Origin of the sequence: Chitinophaga eiseniae (assembly GCF_900167135.1) — a bacterium.
Lineage (GTDB): Bacteria > Bacteroidota > Bacteroidia > Chitinophagales > Chitinophagaceae > Chitinophaga > Chitinophaga eiseniae.
In genome coordinates, this window is sequence record NZ_FUWZ01000001.1 from 1,629,957 (window position 1) to 1,645,025 (window position 15,069).

11 protein-coding genes are annotated in these 15,069 nt (G+C 53.0%); 7 read left to right on the forward strand and 4 right to left on the reverse strand.

Translation table 11 applies throughout. From position 1 onward, the window contains the following. Positions 1–48: 48 nt before the first annotated feature. Positions 49–4,023 carry a hybrid sensor histidine kinase/response regulator transcription factor gene (locus B5D63_RS06865; RefSeq protein WP_235021473.1) on the reverse strand — a complete coding sequence of 1,325 codons (3,975 nt, stop codon included), beginning with the start codon at positions 4,021–4,023 and terminating at the stop codon, positions 49–51. Between the two features lie 193 nt (positions 4,024–4,216). Between B5D63_RS06865 and B5D63_RS06870 the strand changes: the two genes are divergently transcribed. From B5D63_RS06870 to B5D63_RS06895, 6 genes are all read left to right on the forward strand, one after another. Continuing rightward, the gene (locus tag B5D63_RS06870) at positions 4,217–7,423 is read left to right on the forward strand and encodes a SusC/RagA family TonB-linked outer membrane protein (RefSeq protein WP_235021474.1); all 3,207 of its coding nucleotides are present in this window, start codon (positions 4,217–4,219) and stop codon (positions 7,421–7,423) included. 10 nt (positions 7,424–7,433) lie between these two features. Next, positions 7,434–9,467 (forward strand): RagB/SusD family nutrient uptake outer membrane protein, encoded by a 2,034-nt coding sequence (locus B5D63_RS06875; RefSeq protein ID WP_159455917.1) that lies wholly within the window; start codon positions 7,434–7,436, stop codon positions 9,465–9,467. Positions 9,468–9,484: 17 nt separating this feature from the next. After that, positions 9,485–10,396 (forward strand): DUF5017 domain-containing protein, encoded by a 912-nt coding sequence (locus tag B5D63_RS06880; RefSeq protein ID WP_078667979.1) that lies wholly within the window; start codon positions 9,485–9,487, stop codon positions 10,394–10,396. A gap of 5 nt (positions 10,397–10,401) precedes the next feature. Beyond that, complete coding sequence (locus B5D63_RS06885; protein ID WP_078667980.1) at positions 10,402–11,643, forward strand: glycoside hydrolase family 88 protein; 1,242 nt, start codon at positions 10,402–10,404, stop codon at positions 11,641–11,643. A 141-nt stretch (positions 11,644–11,784) separates the two neighbouring features. Further along, entirely contained in the window at positions 11,785–12,057 is a 273-nt protein-coding gene (locus B5D63_RS06890; RefSeq protein WP_078667981.1) for a hypothetical protein, read from the forward strand. A 75-nt stretch (positions 12,058–12,132) separates the two neighbouring features. Beyond that, complete coding sequence (locus tag B5D63_RS06895; RefSeq protein ID WP_143312791.1) at positions 12,133–12,327, forward strand: hypothetical protein; 195 nt, start codon at positions 12,133–12,135, stop codon at positions 12,325–12,327. A 7-nt stretch (positions 12,328–12,334) separates the two neighbouring features. On the opposite strand, the gene B5D63_RS06900 is transcribed toward B5D63_RS06895, so the two are convergent. Together B5D63_RS06900 and B5D63_RS06905 are read right to left on the reverse strand one after the other, a co-directional pair. Further along, complete coding sequence (locus B5D63_RS06900; protein WP_078667983.1) at positions 12,335–12,835, reverse strand: SRPBCC family protein; 501 nt, start codon at positions 12,833–12,835, stop codon at positions 12,335–12,337. Further along, positions 12,832–13,149, reverse strand: coding sequence for an ArsR/SmtB family transcription factor (locus B5D63_RS06905; RefSeq protein ID WP_078667984.1), 318 nt, complete (start codon positions 13,147–13,149; stop codon positions 12,832–12,834). The genes B5D63_RS06900 and B5D63_RS06905 overlap by 4 nt, the downstream gene beginning before the upstream one ends. 178 nt (positions 13,150–13,327) lie before the next feature. On the opposite strand from B5D63_RS06905, the gene B5D63_RS06910 reads away from it, so the two are divergent. Continuing rightward, on the forward strand, positions 13,328–14,197 hold the full coding sequence (locus tag B5D63_RS06910) for an SDR family oxidoreductase (RefSeq protein ID WP_078667985.1): 870 nt from the start codon (positions 13,328–13,330) through the stop codon (positions 14,195–14,197). Between the two features lie 87 nt (positions 14,198–14,284). Here the strand turns inward: B5D63_RS06910 and B5D63_RS06915 are convergent, their stop codons facing one another. Beyond that, complete coding sequence (locus B5D63_RS06915) at positions 14,285–15,043, reverse strand: DUF2314 domain-containing protein (protein ID WP_078667986.1); 759 nt, start codon at positions 15,041–15,043, stop codon at positions 14,285–14,287. Positions 15,044–15,069 lie beyond the last annotated feature (26 nt).

Genomic DNA, 15,069 nt, shown 5'->3' on the forward strand with positions numbered 1-15,069 from the left:
AGCCGTTGTGGTGGGGGGGGGGTTTTTCTAAGAGAATAGGGGGAATTTTCACAATTCCGGGGCTTCCGCGAACTCGGAAGGCGTTTTACCGAACTGTTTTTTGAATTCGCGGCTGAAATACTTACGGTCGTTATACCCCACCATATAGGCCACCTGGTAGACGGTATGCTGACGGGTACGGATCAACGCCGCCGCTTTTTTGAGGCGGAGCGACTTCACAAAATCGTTCACCGACATGTTCGTCACGGCTTTTAGTTTCTTATATAACACCGGTTGGCTCATGGCCACTTTGCGGGCCAGCATCTCCACGCCGAAGGCAGGATCGTCCATATGCTCTTCCACCAAGGCGATCACTTTCTCCAGGAAAGCGTTGTCCACGCTGTTGGGCAGCGGGTCCGGGACAGCGGTCTCTGCCTGCAGCTGCCGGCTGTAACGTTCCCGCATCTTTTCACGGGAAGCGATGAGGTTGCGTACGTTCAGCGCCAGCACCCGCGTGCTGAAAGGTTTGGTGAGATAGAGGTCGGCGCCGGTTTCGAGGCCGCTCACGTGGTCGGCTTGTGAACTTTTGGCGGTGAGCAGCACCACCGGGATATGACTGGTACGTTCATCTGTTTTAAGCGCGGTACAGAATTGCAGTCCGTCCATCTCGGGCATCATGACGTCGCTGATCACCATGTCCGGGATCTGGGAGGTGGCGATAGTCAGACCGGCAGCCCCGTTCTCACTTTCCAGCACCTGGTACTGCTGCTGGAACGTCTGGCGGATAAGGGCGCGCAGCTCGGGATTGTCTTCCACGATGAGGATGGTAAAAGGCTGCGGGTTATCGGAGGCCGCCGCTTCAGTGTCTTCGGCCGGCATCAGCATCTTCAACGGTGCGGCCGGCATGGCCGGCTCTCCGCCTACAATGTGCTGCGTGCCTTCGAAATGCCGGGCGCCCGGCGGCAGGGTGACGGTGAAGCAGGTACGGCCTTCCCGCTCCGCGGCAGCAGGTTCACTTTCCACTGTGAGCGTGCCTTTGTGCTGCTCCACAATGTTTCTGGACAGCGCCAGGCCGATGCCGTAACCGGTATTCTGCAGACCGTGGTCCTGTACCTGGAAGAAATTGGTGAACAGCTTGTCCAGGTATTCGGGGGCGATACCGCGACCGTTGTCGGTAACGGTAATGACAATGTTTTGCCTTACCTGCGATACATGCAGTTGTATATTGCCGCCGTCGGGCGTGAATTTGAAAGCGTTGGTCAGCAGGTTGAAGAACACCTTCTCCAGCTGCTCCCGGTCGAAGTATACCTGCGCATGTTCCATGTCATGCCGGAAAGCCATGCTGATTTGACGGTCCAGCGACAGCTCCCGGAAACTGTTGTAGATCTGGTCGAGGAAAGGGATCAGGTCCTGCTCCTGTACATGCAGCTTCAGGTGATTGGTTTCCGCCTTGCGGAAGTCCATCAGCTCATTCACCAGCTTCAGCAGCCGGTCGGCGTTATTGCGTAACTGCGCCAGCGTAGCCTGTAACGGGTCGTCTTTTTTCAGCGTGTCTATCATTTTCTCCACCGGCACGAGCAACAGGGTCAGGTGCGTCCGGATTTCGTGGGACACATGCGTGAAGAAATTCAGTTTCACCTGGTGCAGCTCTTCTTCCTTGTGCAGCAGCGCCCAGAGGAAAACGAAGCGGGTAACGAAAAAAATCAGCAGGCCGATACACAGGGCATAGATGGTAAACGCCCACCACGTCAGCCAGAACGGCGGGAGGATGGTGATCTCCATTTTAGCAGGCTCACTCCAGATACCATCGTTGTTGGCGCCCTTCACCCAAAAAGTATAATGACCGGAAGACAGGTTCGTATAGGTCACGGCCGGGTTGACGGTTTCTATCCAGTTGCCGTCGCCGCCCTCCAGCCGGTAAGCATAGCGGTTTTTGTTGCTCTTCACATAATTGAGCAGCGCAAATTCCAGCGTAAATACATCCTGGTTGTGGTGAAAACGCAGCGCTTTCGTGTAACTGATATCTTCTTTCAGCAACTGATCTTTTGGGCCGATGCCCACCGGGTTGTTGAACAAACGAAGCCCTGTAAAACGGATCGGCGCGGGATAGGTATTGGTGATGATTTTTTCCGGGAAGAAGCTGGTGATGCCGTTGTATCCGCCGAAAAGGAATTCCCCGCGGCTGTCCCGCAGAAAAGAATTGTAGTTGAACACGTTGCCGGCAATGCCATCGCTGACTGTGTAAGTCTGGAACCGGTGGCGGGCGGGGTCCAGCCGCGTCAGCCCGTTATGGGTGCTGATCCACAAAAAGTGCTGGTCATCTTCCAACAGCCCCAGTACGTTGTCATTCGGCAGACCGTCTTTTTCCGTGTATCGCCGTTCCCGTTGCAGGGCCGCATTGTATTTAACAAGGCCGCCGAAATACATGCTGACCCAGATATTATGCCGGGCATCTTCCTGTATGGAATTGATATACCCTTGTTGCAATACCCGTACAGAATCGCCTTCCAGCACATAGAGGCCGCTGATGGTTCCTATAAGGATACGCCGGCGGCTATCTTCCAGGATACAACGGATGGACTGCCGTTTGGCAATGCCCATCAATACGGTATCTGCCTGCTGTTCCAGTTCCACCCCCCTGCGGTGGAGCAGGTATAGCTGTACGTTGGTGCCTACCCAGAAGCGGCCCTTGCTGTCTTCCAGCATGGATGTTACTTCCCCTGAAAAGGTAGCAGGGTCTTTGGGATTATAGAAGTAACGCCGGAAGCCGCCGTTCTGCAACAGGTTCAGGCCCCCGCCGTGGGTGCCGGTCCAGATGTGGTGATCTTTATCTTCATAGACTATTTTCACCAGGTTGGAACCGAGGCTTGCGGGATTATTGACATCATGCTTATAATAGGTGAACCGGCCGGTACTGCGGTCATAATAATTAAGGCCGCCGCCTTCGGTGCCGATCCAGTAGTTGTGGCGGGCATCTTCATGGATGCTGCTGATCACATTATTGCTGATACCGTCCAGCGGGGGATGCTGCTGCCAGGCTTTAAACGAGCTGCCGTCGGGCCGCACCATGTTCACGCCGCCGAAGTAGGTACCGATCCAGCAGGTGCCATTGTTGTCTTCATAAATACTATGGATGGAATTCTGGCTAAGGCTGTTGTTGTTGTGGGTTTCCTGTTGGTAGTGGCGTCCGCTCAGTGTAGCGGGATCGATGATACTGAGGCCTTCCTGTGTGCCGATCCACATGTTGCCGGCTTTGTCCGGAACGATCCTGCGGACGATATTATTAATAATGGCCGGCTGGGCCAGCAGCGAAAAACGGCCGGTAGCAGGATCATATATATTAATACCACCGGTTTGGGTAGCGATCCACAATTTACCGGAGCGGTCTTCCGTGATGGCGGTGATGAAGTTCATGGCGAGGCCGTTCGTTTGCCCGTCTTCATGCCGGAAGGTCTCAAACTGGTCGCCGGTCATTTTGGTGAGGCCTTTGTTGGTACCGATCCAGATGTTGCCGTGACGGTCTTCGTACACGCATTTGACCACATAACCGGCGATTTTTCCTGGCGTCAGCTGCACCAGCCGTTTCCCGTCCTGCAGGAAAAGCCCGTTGTTGGCGCCCACCCAGCGCCGGTTTTTACTGTCTACATAAATACAGTTGATATTGGTACGGCGGGGAGCGGGCTCCAGTGGTACCCGTTCAAAGCGGTCATGTACCGGGTCATATTTGGCCAGTCCGCCGGTAGTGCCTATCCAGAGCGTATTGTGGCGGTCGCGGTACAACGTCATGATCTGGTTGTCTGGCAGCGAGGTGCTGTCGCCCGCATGATGACGGTATATCTTAAAACGGAAACCGTCGTACCGGTTGAGGCCATAATGGGTGCCTACCCAGAGGAAACCCTGTTGGTCCTGCGTGATCGACAGCCCTGCGTTATGAGACAACCCGTTTTCCACGGTGAGGTGTGAGAAGGTGATATCCTGACCACTGCTTTGAAAAAAAGCAGCGGAGAACAACAGGCATAAGAACAGAAAACACCTCCAAATCATGCTCTAATATAAGCATTGTATTTACCCCGGTAGGATTTTTTCTCCGGGGAGACGTTTTTAGTCTTCTGATAATCAGTGGGTTGAAAGGAGATTTATAAAATTCACCCCATTCATTTAGGATTGTCCCCCTGCAATCTGATCGCGTTACGACATATTTGTGCATCAACCAGAATTTCCGTTCAATTCCACTCTTATGAATATGAGATGCCAATCATCCTGCAAGGGAAGAACGTCCCGCTTCGCCTTCAGTTATTTGCTAACAGGGATTATGTGGGTATTGATCATACCGCTTTCCCTTTTCGCCCAACAGAAAAAGACCGTGTCCGGTATTGTAAAGGACAAAGACGGTAACCCGTTGGTGGGGGTGACGGTGATGGTCAAAAATGACAAAACGGGCACCAGCACCAATGATGCAGGTCGTTTTGTGATCAGCGCCACCCCGGGCGCCACGCTGGTATTTACTTTTATCGGGTATGAAAAAACAGCGCTGCCGGTAGACAACCGCACGGAGTATAATGTCCGGCTGCAGGACCGCGTAGGTACGCTCAACGATGTGGTGGTGGTAGGTTATGCCACCCAGCAGCGTAAAGACCTCACTGGTTCGGTGGGCAGCGTGAACATGAAGGAGTTTGAGAAAGCGCCGGTAAAATCGTTCGACGAAGCTTTGGCCGGCCGTGTGGCAGGGGTGGCCGTAGCCAGTAATGACGGGCAGCCCGGCTCTATCGCCAATATCGTGATCCGCGGCGCAGGATCTATCACACAAGATAACTCCCCGCTGTACGTGATCGATGGTTTTCCCACGGAGAGCTCCAACGCCAACGCTATCAGTCCCGGCGACATCGAATCCATCGACGTATTAAAAGACGCCTCCGCCACCGCCATCTATGGCGCCCGCGGCTCCAATGGCGTTATCCTGATCACCACCAAGAAGGGGAAGTCCGGTGCGCCGCAGGTGACTTACAACGGTTACTACGGCTGGCAGCAGATACCGAACAAGATACCTTTGATGAACGCTTACCAGTTTGTTCAGTATGTAGGCGATGTCAATCCTTCCATGTATGACTCCATCTACCTCGCCGGCGGCGTGAAACCGGACGACTACAGGAACAAGGAGTCCATCGATATGCAGGACCATATTTATCGTGTAGGGCAAAACCAGAACCACGACATTGCGGTGCGTGGCGGTAACGATAAAACCCGGTATTCCCTTTCCGGTAACTTCAACAACCAGAAAGGCATTATCATCAACGGAGGCTTTAAACGCTACCAGGGCCGCTTTTCACTGGACCAGACGGTGAACAGCAAATTAAAGGTTGGTATCAACGCCAACTATGCGTATAACGAAAGTTATGGTATCCCCGTTTCTGCTACCAACTTCTACGCTTCCGCCACCACGTTGTATTCCGTATGGGGATTCCGGCCTACCAACAGTATTTCGGGGAGAGACAGCGCGGCCAACCTGATCGATGACTTTTACGATCCGGGAAATGAGATCGCCAACAACCAGGACTACCGTGTGAATCCTTTACAGAATATCCAGAACCAGCATACGGTGACGAAGGTGAACAACCTGATCGCCAATGCCTACGCTGAATATGCCATCACTAAAGAGCTGACGCTGCGGATAGCCGGCGGTATCAACACGGTGAATACCGGTATCGATATCTTCAATAATTCCAAAACACAAGCAGGCAGTAAGTGGAACTCCAACGGGGTAAACGGCAGTGTAGAGTACCGGCCTACTTCGCTATGGCGTTCGGAGAATGCGCTGACGTACCGCAAGCGCTGGAACAAAGCGCATAACCTGACGGTGCTGGGTGTATTTGAAGCGCAGGGATATAAAATGGCGCGCCGCCGTTTTGCTGCCAACCAGATCCCGAACGAAGATCTCGGCATGGACGCCATAGACCTCGCCGCTCCGGCCAATACGTCGCTGATATCGCTCTCTTCCCGCTGGAGCATGGCCTCCGGTGCGCTACGGGTGAACTACGATTATAATTCCAAATACCTTTTCGCCGCATCCATCCGTGCCGACGGTTCTTCCAAATTCGCACCCGGCAACAGGTGGGGTTATTTCCCGGCAGTATCCGCTGCATGGCGCTTCAGCAGCGAGGAATTCATGAAAGGCCTGCACTTTGTTTCCGATGCCAAGATCAGGCTGGGCTATGGCGCATCCGGCAACAACCGGGTAGACGATTTCGCCTACCTGTCAAAGCTGTCGCTCACCAACATGCAATACTGGTATTCCTCGGGCAATGGTCCGCTGGGCATCGGCGCCATCATGACGTCTTCCGGTAATCCCACCCTGCGCTGGGAAACCAACGAACAAACCAACATCGGCCTGGACCTCGCTTTCCTGAAGAACAGGCTGTCCCTCACGGTAGACGTATATCAGCGTACCACGAAAGACCTGCTGCTGTACGCCGCACTGCCTTATGCGCACGGTATCGAAAACGCGCAGGGCTTCAAAAATGTGGGCAAGCTGCAGAACAGGGGCCTGGAGATCACGCTGGCCGGCACGGTGGTGGATAAAAAAGATTTTACCTGGAACAGTAATTTTAACATCAGCTTCAATCAAAACAAAATATTATCACTGGCGGAAGGACAGCAGTCTATCCTCTCCGGTTCCGGTACTTTCTTCAACACCACTTACTCCGGGTTGTTTCCCTACATCTCCGTGATCGGCAGGCCGCTGGGTGAAATGTACGGACTGGTGTTCGATGGGGTGTACCAGTACGGTGATTTTGATGTGATGCCCAACGGTACTTACCTGCTGAAGCCGGAAGTGCCTACCAATGGCGCTGCACGGAACACTATCCGTCCGGGTGATATCCGGTACAAAGACCTGAACGGCGACGGACAGGTGAACAACCAGGACTATACGATTATCGGCAGCGGGTTACCGAAACACACCGGCGGTTTCAGCAATGATTTCCGTTACCGCAACTTTGATCTCAACATCCTGCTGCAATGGTCATACGGCAATGATATCATCAATGCCAACCGCTATGTGTTTGAAGGAGGCATTGTAAACAATCCCAACCTGAACCAGTTCGCCAGCTACGCCGACCGATGGACGCCTACCAATCCCAGCAATACGCTGTTCCGTGCCGGCGGCATGGGCAACGCGGCTTACTCCTCCCGTGTGGTGGAAGACGGCTCCTATCTGAAACTGCGGACCATATCGCTCGGGTATAATTTCCCCGCCATATGGCTGAAGCGCGCTAAAATCAAAAATGTAAGGATCTACGGTTCCGCACAGAACGTGTATACATGGACCCAATACTCCGGCATGGACCCCGAGGTAAGCGGCAGGCCCGGCAACCTCACGCCAGGCTTCGACTACGCTGTATACCCGCACTCACTGTCTTATGTGACCGGCTTAAACGTAACCTTCTAAAATGATGAACATGAAACGTATTTGCATAGCGGCCTGTATCGCCATAGCGGGACTAACTTCCTGCAACAAGTTCCTCGATACCAAACCGACGGATTTTTATACGCCCGACAATTATTATAAAACCGAAGCGCAGCTGCAGCAGGCGCTGAACGCAGTATACAGTGACCTGATGCGCCCGGAACTGTATGCCCAGGTGATGGGCTTTAACTTCGTGTCCACCACCGACGAGGTGATGGCCAACCGTACGGCCGACGGCGACGCCCGTGGCCTGCGCTACAACTACGATGCATCGCTGGTGCATGTGGCCAATATCTGGAAGTTCTCTTACGTTGGGATTAATAACCTCAACGTATTGCTGCAGAACATCGATAAACCGGTGATGGACGAAGGAAAACGTAATATCCTCAAGGGGCAGGCTTTGTTTCTGAGGGGCTTTTTCTATTTCATTCTCACCAGCAATTACGGCGATGTGCCGCTGGTGCTGCGTCCTCTCGCCATCAACGAAGTAAACGTGGCCGCTGTCAAACAGGCGGAAGTATATGCACAGGTGGAAAAAGATATGAAAGAAGCCGAGACGCTGCTGAAAGACTACACCGTGATACAGGCGAAGTACAACGATGTGGTAACGCTGACCGCTGTGCAGGCCATGCTGGCAAGAGTATATCTCTACTGGGCCGGCTATCCGCAGAACAATACCGGCAAATATCGAGACGTGATCACGTATACCGATAAAGTGATCACCTCCGGCCTTCATGCATTGAACCCCGATTACCGGCAGATCTTCATTAACCTGGCCAGAGACCAGTACGACGTAAAAGAAAACATCTGGGAGCTGGGTTCGCTGGGCGCTGCGGCGGGTGTGGTTAACAAGTCAGGCAATGACATCGGCAATTTCGTAGGGATTCAGTCCGCCATTACGGCGCTGGACTCTTCTTCCTACAACGCCGCCGCCTGGGTGTGGGTAACCAAAAAACTGTTCGACGCCTATGAAACAGACCCCGGCAGTACCGCTACGCCGAATAAGGCTTCGCTGGACATCCGTCGTGACTGGAACTGCGCCAACTATATCTACAACGGCACCAATCCCCGCGTAAAAGCAGCGCGCCCCAACGTGTGGCAGATGTGCGCCGGGAAGTTCAGGAGGGAATATGTGCCGCAGGCTATCCGCAATACTAACGGTACCGCCGGTACGTACAATATCAACTGGCCTATGATCCGTTACGCAGATGTGTTGCTGATGCGTGCGGAGGCGGAGAACTTTGTAAGCGGTCCCGCTAACGCCTATACGTATATCAACCAGGTGCGTAAGCGAGGTTATGGTATGCAGAATGGTAATGTGGTGAAGTCTGTCATCGTTGCCAACAGCGGCGCCGGTTATACTGCTGCGCCGGCGGTGACCATCACCGGTGGCGGTGGTAACGGCGCTACGGCCACGGCTATACTCACTGCGGGCAAAGTAACGGGTATCTACCTGAGCAGCCCGGGTGCGTTGACGCCCGGATCTTATTACACCGCTGCGCCGGTAGTGGTAGTGGGCACTTTCTGGACGCCGGGTGTGAGTTATGCAGCTGGCATACAGATCACCAACGGGGCGAACCTGTACACGGTAACTGCCGCAGGTACTTCCACCAATACGGCGCCGGTGCATACCAGCGGCGCTTCCGACGCCGCCGTGACAGGCGCTGTATTTACCTATGCCGGTCCGGCTGCCACGGCTACTGCCACCATTACGAGCGGCACGGAGTCTGACCTGACACCGGGCCTCAGCAAAGAAGCATTTCAACTGGCCATCCGTGATGAACGGATGCGGGAACTGTGTTTCGAAGCTGTTCGAAAAGCAGACCTGATTCGCTGGGGGCATTTTGCAGCAGACATGCAGGAGTTTGCCGCATGGGCGACTTCCAATGGCGCCGGCGTAACGGCCACCGGCAATCCGAACGGGCTGCAGGGTGTGCGCAATGTGAGCCAGCGGCATGTGCTGCTGCCGAAACCGACGTATGAGCTTAACCTTAACCGTTTACTGGTGCAGAACGAAGGCTGGTAATTCAAAAAAAAAGACACATGAAAAAATCATTCCTCATATTCCTGGCATTTGCTGCCGCCGCCTGTTCCAAAAAAATGCAGGTGGATAAACCCGACTTCAACGTTTCGCCCGATCCGGCGCGGCAGGTGGCCGATACTTTTGTGTACCGGCTCGGTGATACCACCCGGTTTAAGTTCACCGGAACAGTCGGTAACATCGCTTTTTATTCCGGAGAAACCGGTAAACGTTATGATAGTCGTAACACTACGTACAAACTGGGAAAACTGACCTTGAGTTTTTCTTCCAAATCAGAGTGGGGCACCCAGAAAAATACCCTCCAGGTGCTGGCCACCAATAAACTGACCGGTTACGATTCTGCTTCGGTGGTGAATGCAACCTGGAAAGACATCAGTTCCCGCGGCACACTGGCCACCAATGCCACCGTTACGGCCTTTGGCGTGGCAGACCTGACCGACCTGGTGGCCGGCGCCAGTGATTCCCTGTTTATCGCCTTTAAATACAGCGGAGTAACGGGGTCGACCCAGCGTACCTGGACCATCACCGGGTGGGCCGTCAATAATGTGCTTCCTGACAGAACGGTTCCCCTCAGTTCCTTTTCCGCAGACGTCGCCTACTGGACCCGCTTCGGCAATGTCTGGAACCCTGCTAACGCACGATGGACGCCGTCTGCCACCGATCTTAAAATTAACGGCGGCAATGCCGCCGCCCCTTCCAATACCAGCTGGGTGATGTCGAAGCCGCTGTACGTAGGTCGTATAGCCCCCGACGTGAGCGTGGGCGTGAAAAGCATCAATGAGCCGGACAAGGCGGAGTATACTTATGTGTATCCGGCGCCCGGCGTATACCGGGCCACGTTTGTGGCTTACAACCATACGCTGGACGAAGACAAAAGCATTATCCGTGAATTTATCATTAAAGTGACACCATAAAAATTATGAAACCATTGCTTTGTTTCGTGGTAGCCGCCGGACTAACGGCATACACCACCTTTACGGAAAAGGATTTTGTCAGCAGCAATACCGGCTTTGCACAGCGGCAGCTGAAACATATGCTGAAGGAGACCGAAATGCGCGACAGCCTGGCTTTTCCCCGGACGACCGATGCGGCGGGGAAGATGACCACCACTTCCATGTACGACTGGACGCCCGGGTTTTTCGCAGGCTCGCTCTGGTACGGCTATGAACTGACAAAAGACCCGGCCCTGCAGCAGCAGGCGTTACGGTGGACGGAGAAGCTGCAGCCGCTGCAGTATTTTACACAGCACCATGACCTGGGCTTTATGATGTATTGCAGCTATGGCAACGCTTACCGGCTTACGGGCAACAAAGCCTACCGGGATGTGCTGGTGCAGGGCGCCCGTTCGCTGAGTACCCGTTACAACCCGGTCACCAAAAGCATCAAGTCCTGGAACGCTTTTAAGTCATGGCATGGGGAACAGCTGTATCGTTACCCTGTGATCATCGACAACCTGATGAACCTGGAGCTGTTGTTCTTCGCTTCCAGGGAGACAGGTGATACCAGCTTCCGCCACATTGCTGTCAGTCATGCAGAAGCTGCCATGCGTAACCAGATACGGCCTGACTACAGCTCTTATCACGTGGTATGTTATGATACCATCAACGGAAAGGTGCTGGCCCGCGAAACGGCACAGGGCTATGCCGATAATTCCACCTGGGCGCGTGGCCAGGCCTGGGGTATCTACGGCTTCACCATGATTTACCGCGAAACAAAAGAGGCACGTTTCCTGAAAACTGCCGCAGGTATGGCCGATTGGTATCTTAACAGTAAGAACCTGCCCAAAGACAAAGTGCCCTACTGGGATTTTAATGCGGAAGAAAAGGGCTATACGCCCGGGGTGCGGTCTAACACGCTGAAAGTAAAAACGAAATACCGGGACGTGTCCGCCGCAGCTATCGTGGCATCTGCGTTGTTTGAGCTGAGTGGTTATGTAGACGCCAATAAAGGCGCGAAATACCGCCAGGCAGCGATTGAGATGTTACATACGCTGGGTAGCCCCGCTTACCGGGCGCAGGAAGGAGCCAATGGTAATTTTATCCTGATGCACAGCGTGGGCAGCATTCCGCATAACAACGAGATCGATGTGCCGCTGGTATATGCAGATTATTATTTCATGGAAGCGTTACAGCGTTATAAACAATCTTTAGGGATTTTTTGATTCGGAGTTGATAAAAAGGAAGATCAAAGCGATTCGCTTTGATCTTCATAAAAATTTTTGCTCGCTTGATAGCTTTACACAACAACTGCTGTGACACTACACTACTCCCTTTTAGATTCGTGACACATTAAAACAAATTCCATGAAAATCAAGTTATCCGCACTATTGTTGTGTTCCACCCTCTTTCTGGCGAATGTAAATGCCACTGACAAGAAAGCTCCTGCCCGTCCTGCTGCATTTAAACCCAAAGTATTTGTTTCCTGCGCAGGAGTTCAACCGTTTTTCTATGGTTTCACGTATTATCCGGGACAGCGCGTGGTTTATGCAAACGGTCTCTATCAGGCTGCGCAAACGAATCAAGGCGTATGGCCTAACTTTGGCCCCGCCTGGTTCTGGCTCGGTCCTTGCAACTAATTGTTACCTATGGGGGCAGGCCGCAGTGCTGGCCCCTTTCTCCTTCTCCCCCGCATTTTCGTTTTCTTGCAATTTATGGACCTGCTGCGAAAAGCCCCGCACCTCCGCATGGTGAATGTACTTCCGGTCTGGCTTCGCTCACGATGCTCAGTGACCCATCGTGGGGGGTATCCAATCGCTGTACTGGTCCGCTTTGCCACACCCGATGCAGATGGTCCTACCGGGAAATACTTCAGCAATGACAGGGAAGGGGCGGAGAGCCCCTGGTAGGAACAGATTATTGTAAGGTCGTCAGCAGCTCGTCCAGTTTTCCCAGCGTCAGCTTTAATCCTTCCTCAAGACCCATCTGGATCACGGTTTCGAGATCGGCCAGTGAAGCGTAGGTGACCACTGTTTCTACCACGGCGTTTTCACCTTTTTCGTGGAAAGTAACATTCCACTCGGCGCGGGGCAGGTCCGTATTGATCTCGCCGTTATCATGACAGAAGGCGTCCAGGGCGGTGTAGTTGCTGATAGGCTGGATCTTCTGATAATCCGTGCGGCCCCAGTATTCTTTGCCCTCCGGATCTACCATGGCGTACGACCAGTAACCACCTTCCCTGAAGTCCATGTGTTTGGTTTTGGTGGTGAATGGTTTGGGCGCAAACCACTGGTCCAGCAGTTCACTTTTCGTATAGGCGTCCCATACGAGTTGGCGTTTCGCCCGGAACTCGCGCCGGATAGTCAGCGTGTTCCTTTCCTTGTTTACCAGGAAGTCAAATTGCAGGTGGGTACTCATTGTTGCTTATTTAAATTGGATAATAAATTGTCGAGTTGTTGGAAACGGTCTTCCCACATTTTGCGGAACTGTTCCAGCCAGACGTCTATCTCCTTCATCTTTTTCAGTTCTAGTTGATAGTAGATTTCCCTGCCCCTGTGTTCCTGGGTGACCAGCTCACATTCCGCCAGTATCTTCAGGTGTTTGGACACCGCCTGCCGGGTCATGTCAAAATGAGCGGCGATAGCGTTGGGCGTCAGCGCCTGCAGGGCGATGAGTACCATAATAGCCCGCCTCGTGGGATCTGCTACAGCCTGAAATATATCTCTTCTCATGTCTGTAAGTTTATAGCAACCGATTAGTTGCAAATATATGTGCAACTAATCGGTTTCGCAAATTTATTTTTTAATAGACCTGAACGCCTTCCTCCCCGCATTTTCGTTTTCTTACAATTTCAGGCCGTGGCAGTGAACCATCTTTGTGTCATCAAACAAAAACAAAAAAATACGTTTTATGACACAGGCAAACATACTGATCACCGGCGCTACAGGTAATGTAGGAACGCAACTGGTAAAAAGACTGGCGGCAGCGCACGTCCCTTTTAAAGTGATCGTACGCAGCAACGATACCAACAAATACCTGGAAAACATTCCGGAAGCGGAAATCATCACAGCGGACCTCGGAGACGAGGCCGCCATTGGCAAAGCACTGCGGGGCGTGGAGAAAGCTTTCCTGCTCACCAACTCTTCCGAACAGGCGGAAACCTTACAGCTCAACTTCGCCGCCGCTGCACAAGCCGCCGGTGTGCAACACATTGTTAAACTGTCGCAGTTTGCGGCAGCGGAACAGTCGCCTGTCCGCTTTTTACGCTACCATGCACGGGTAGAAAACAGGATCAGGGAGCTGGGCATGACCTACACCTTCCTGCGCCCTAACCTATACATGCAGGGGCTGCTGGGGTTTAAAGACTACATCAGAAACGACGGACAGTTTTACGCAGCAGTAGGAAACGCTGCCATCAGTGCGGTGGACGTGAGGGATATTGCTGCGGTAGCTGCCTATGCTTTAACAAAGCCTGGACATGAAAACAAAATCTATGATATCACCGGAGGGGAAGCGATCACCCATTACGAGATGGCAGACATCCTGTCCCGCGTGCTGGGAAAACCGGTGAAATTTATTGACGTCACACCGGAGCAGATGGAGGGCGCCGTGCGGGCTGCCGGATTCCCGGAGTGGCAGGTAGGCGGACTGATAGAAGACTATGCGCACTACGCCAGGGGAGAAGCGACGGTAGTAAGTAACGCAGTGCCGGAAGTGACAGGACAGGCGGCTATTCGTTTTGAACAGTTTGTGCAGGACCACAAAACATTGTTCGCATAAACGACAAAGGCAACAGGTCCATAAAAATACCCCCAAAAAGCGTCCGGCTTTTTGGGGGTATTACCAAACCTGCTGTCTTTGTTTCTATTATTTTCCTTCCAGCACGGGGATCAAATGTTCCCAGTTCAGTTGTCTGGCGAAGTCCAGCGCCGTTTTTCCACCGGCAGTTTGCCCGGCCCTGTTGGCGCCGTGTTGCAGTAATACTTCTACCGTGGTGAGGTTGCCGGCGATCGTTTCTTTATGCAGCAGCGTATAGCCGGCTTCGTCTTTTGCATTCAGTTCATCCGGGTTCTGTTGCAGGAAATCTACAAAACTCTGTTGCATATTCCGGCTCATGGGATGTTCGACCAGGTTTTCCGGATTTTCTTCCTGTTTGTTTACAACGAGGATATTGTTGTAGTCACCGAATTCGAGGCCCCATGCTTCGTCGTGGTCCTGTCTTTCTTCGTCGGTCATGCCGGCGCGCATGGCCTGGATAGTGAAGCCGCCGTAGGTGCGGTCGTTGATGGCAAACAGCCAGTCGCTGATCTGTGCTACGGGAATGCTGATTTCATCGCCATTGCTCACGTTGGTCAGTTCGTTGGGATCGTTGATCAGGGTACCGTAAATGGTATCGCCATCAAAATTGATATCGTTGATCCACATGTGTTCAACGGTGGGTTCGCTGTCGCCGGGAAGTTCCTGGGAGAAGGCTACTTTCACGCAGGCTACGTTCAGGCCCGGGACGATGCGACGATGTTCCCAGGAAAGCTCCCGCCAGAAGTATTTAAAAGTGGCTTGCGCTTTGGCAAAAGCGTCGATCATTTCGGGGCTGTCTCCTTTCGCGAAGAAAATTTTGTCGGACATGATTACTGTTTTTTCAGGTTAATGTG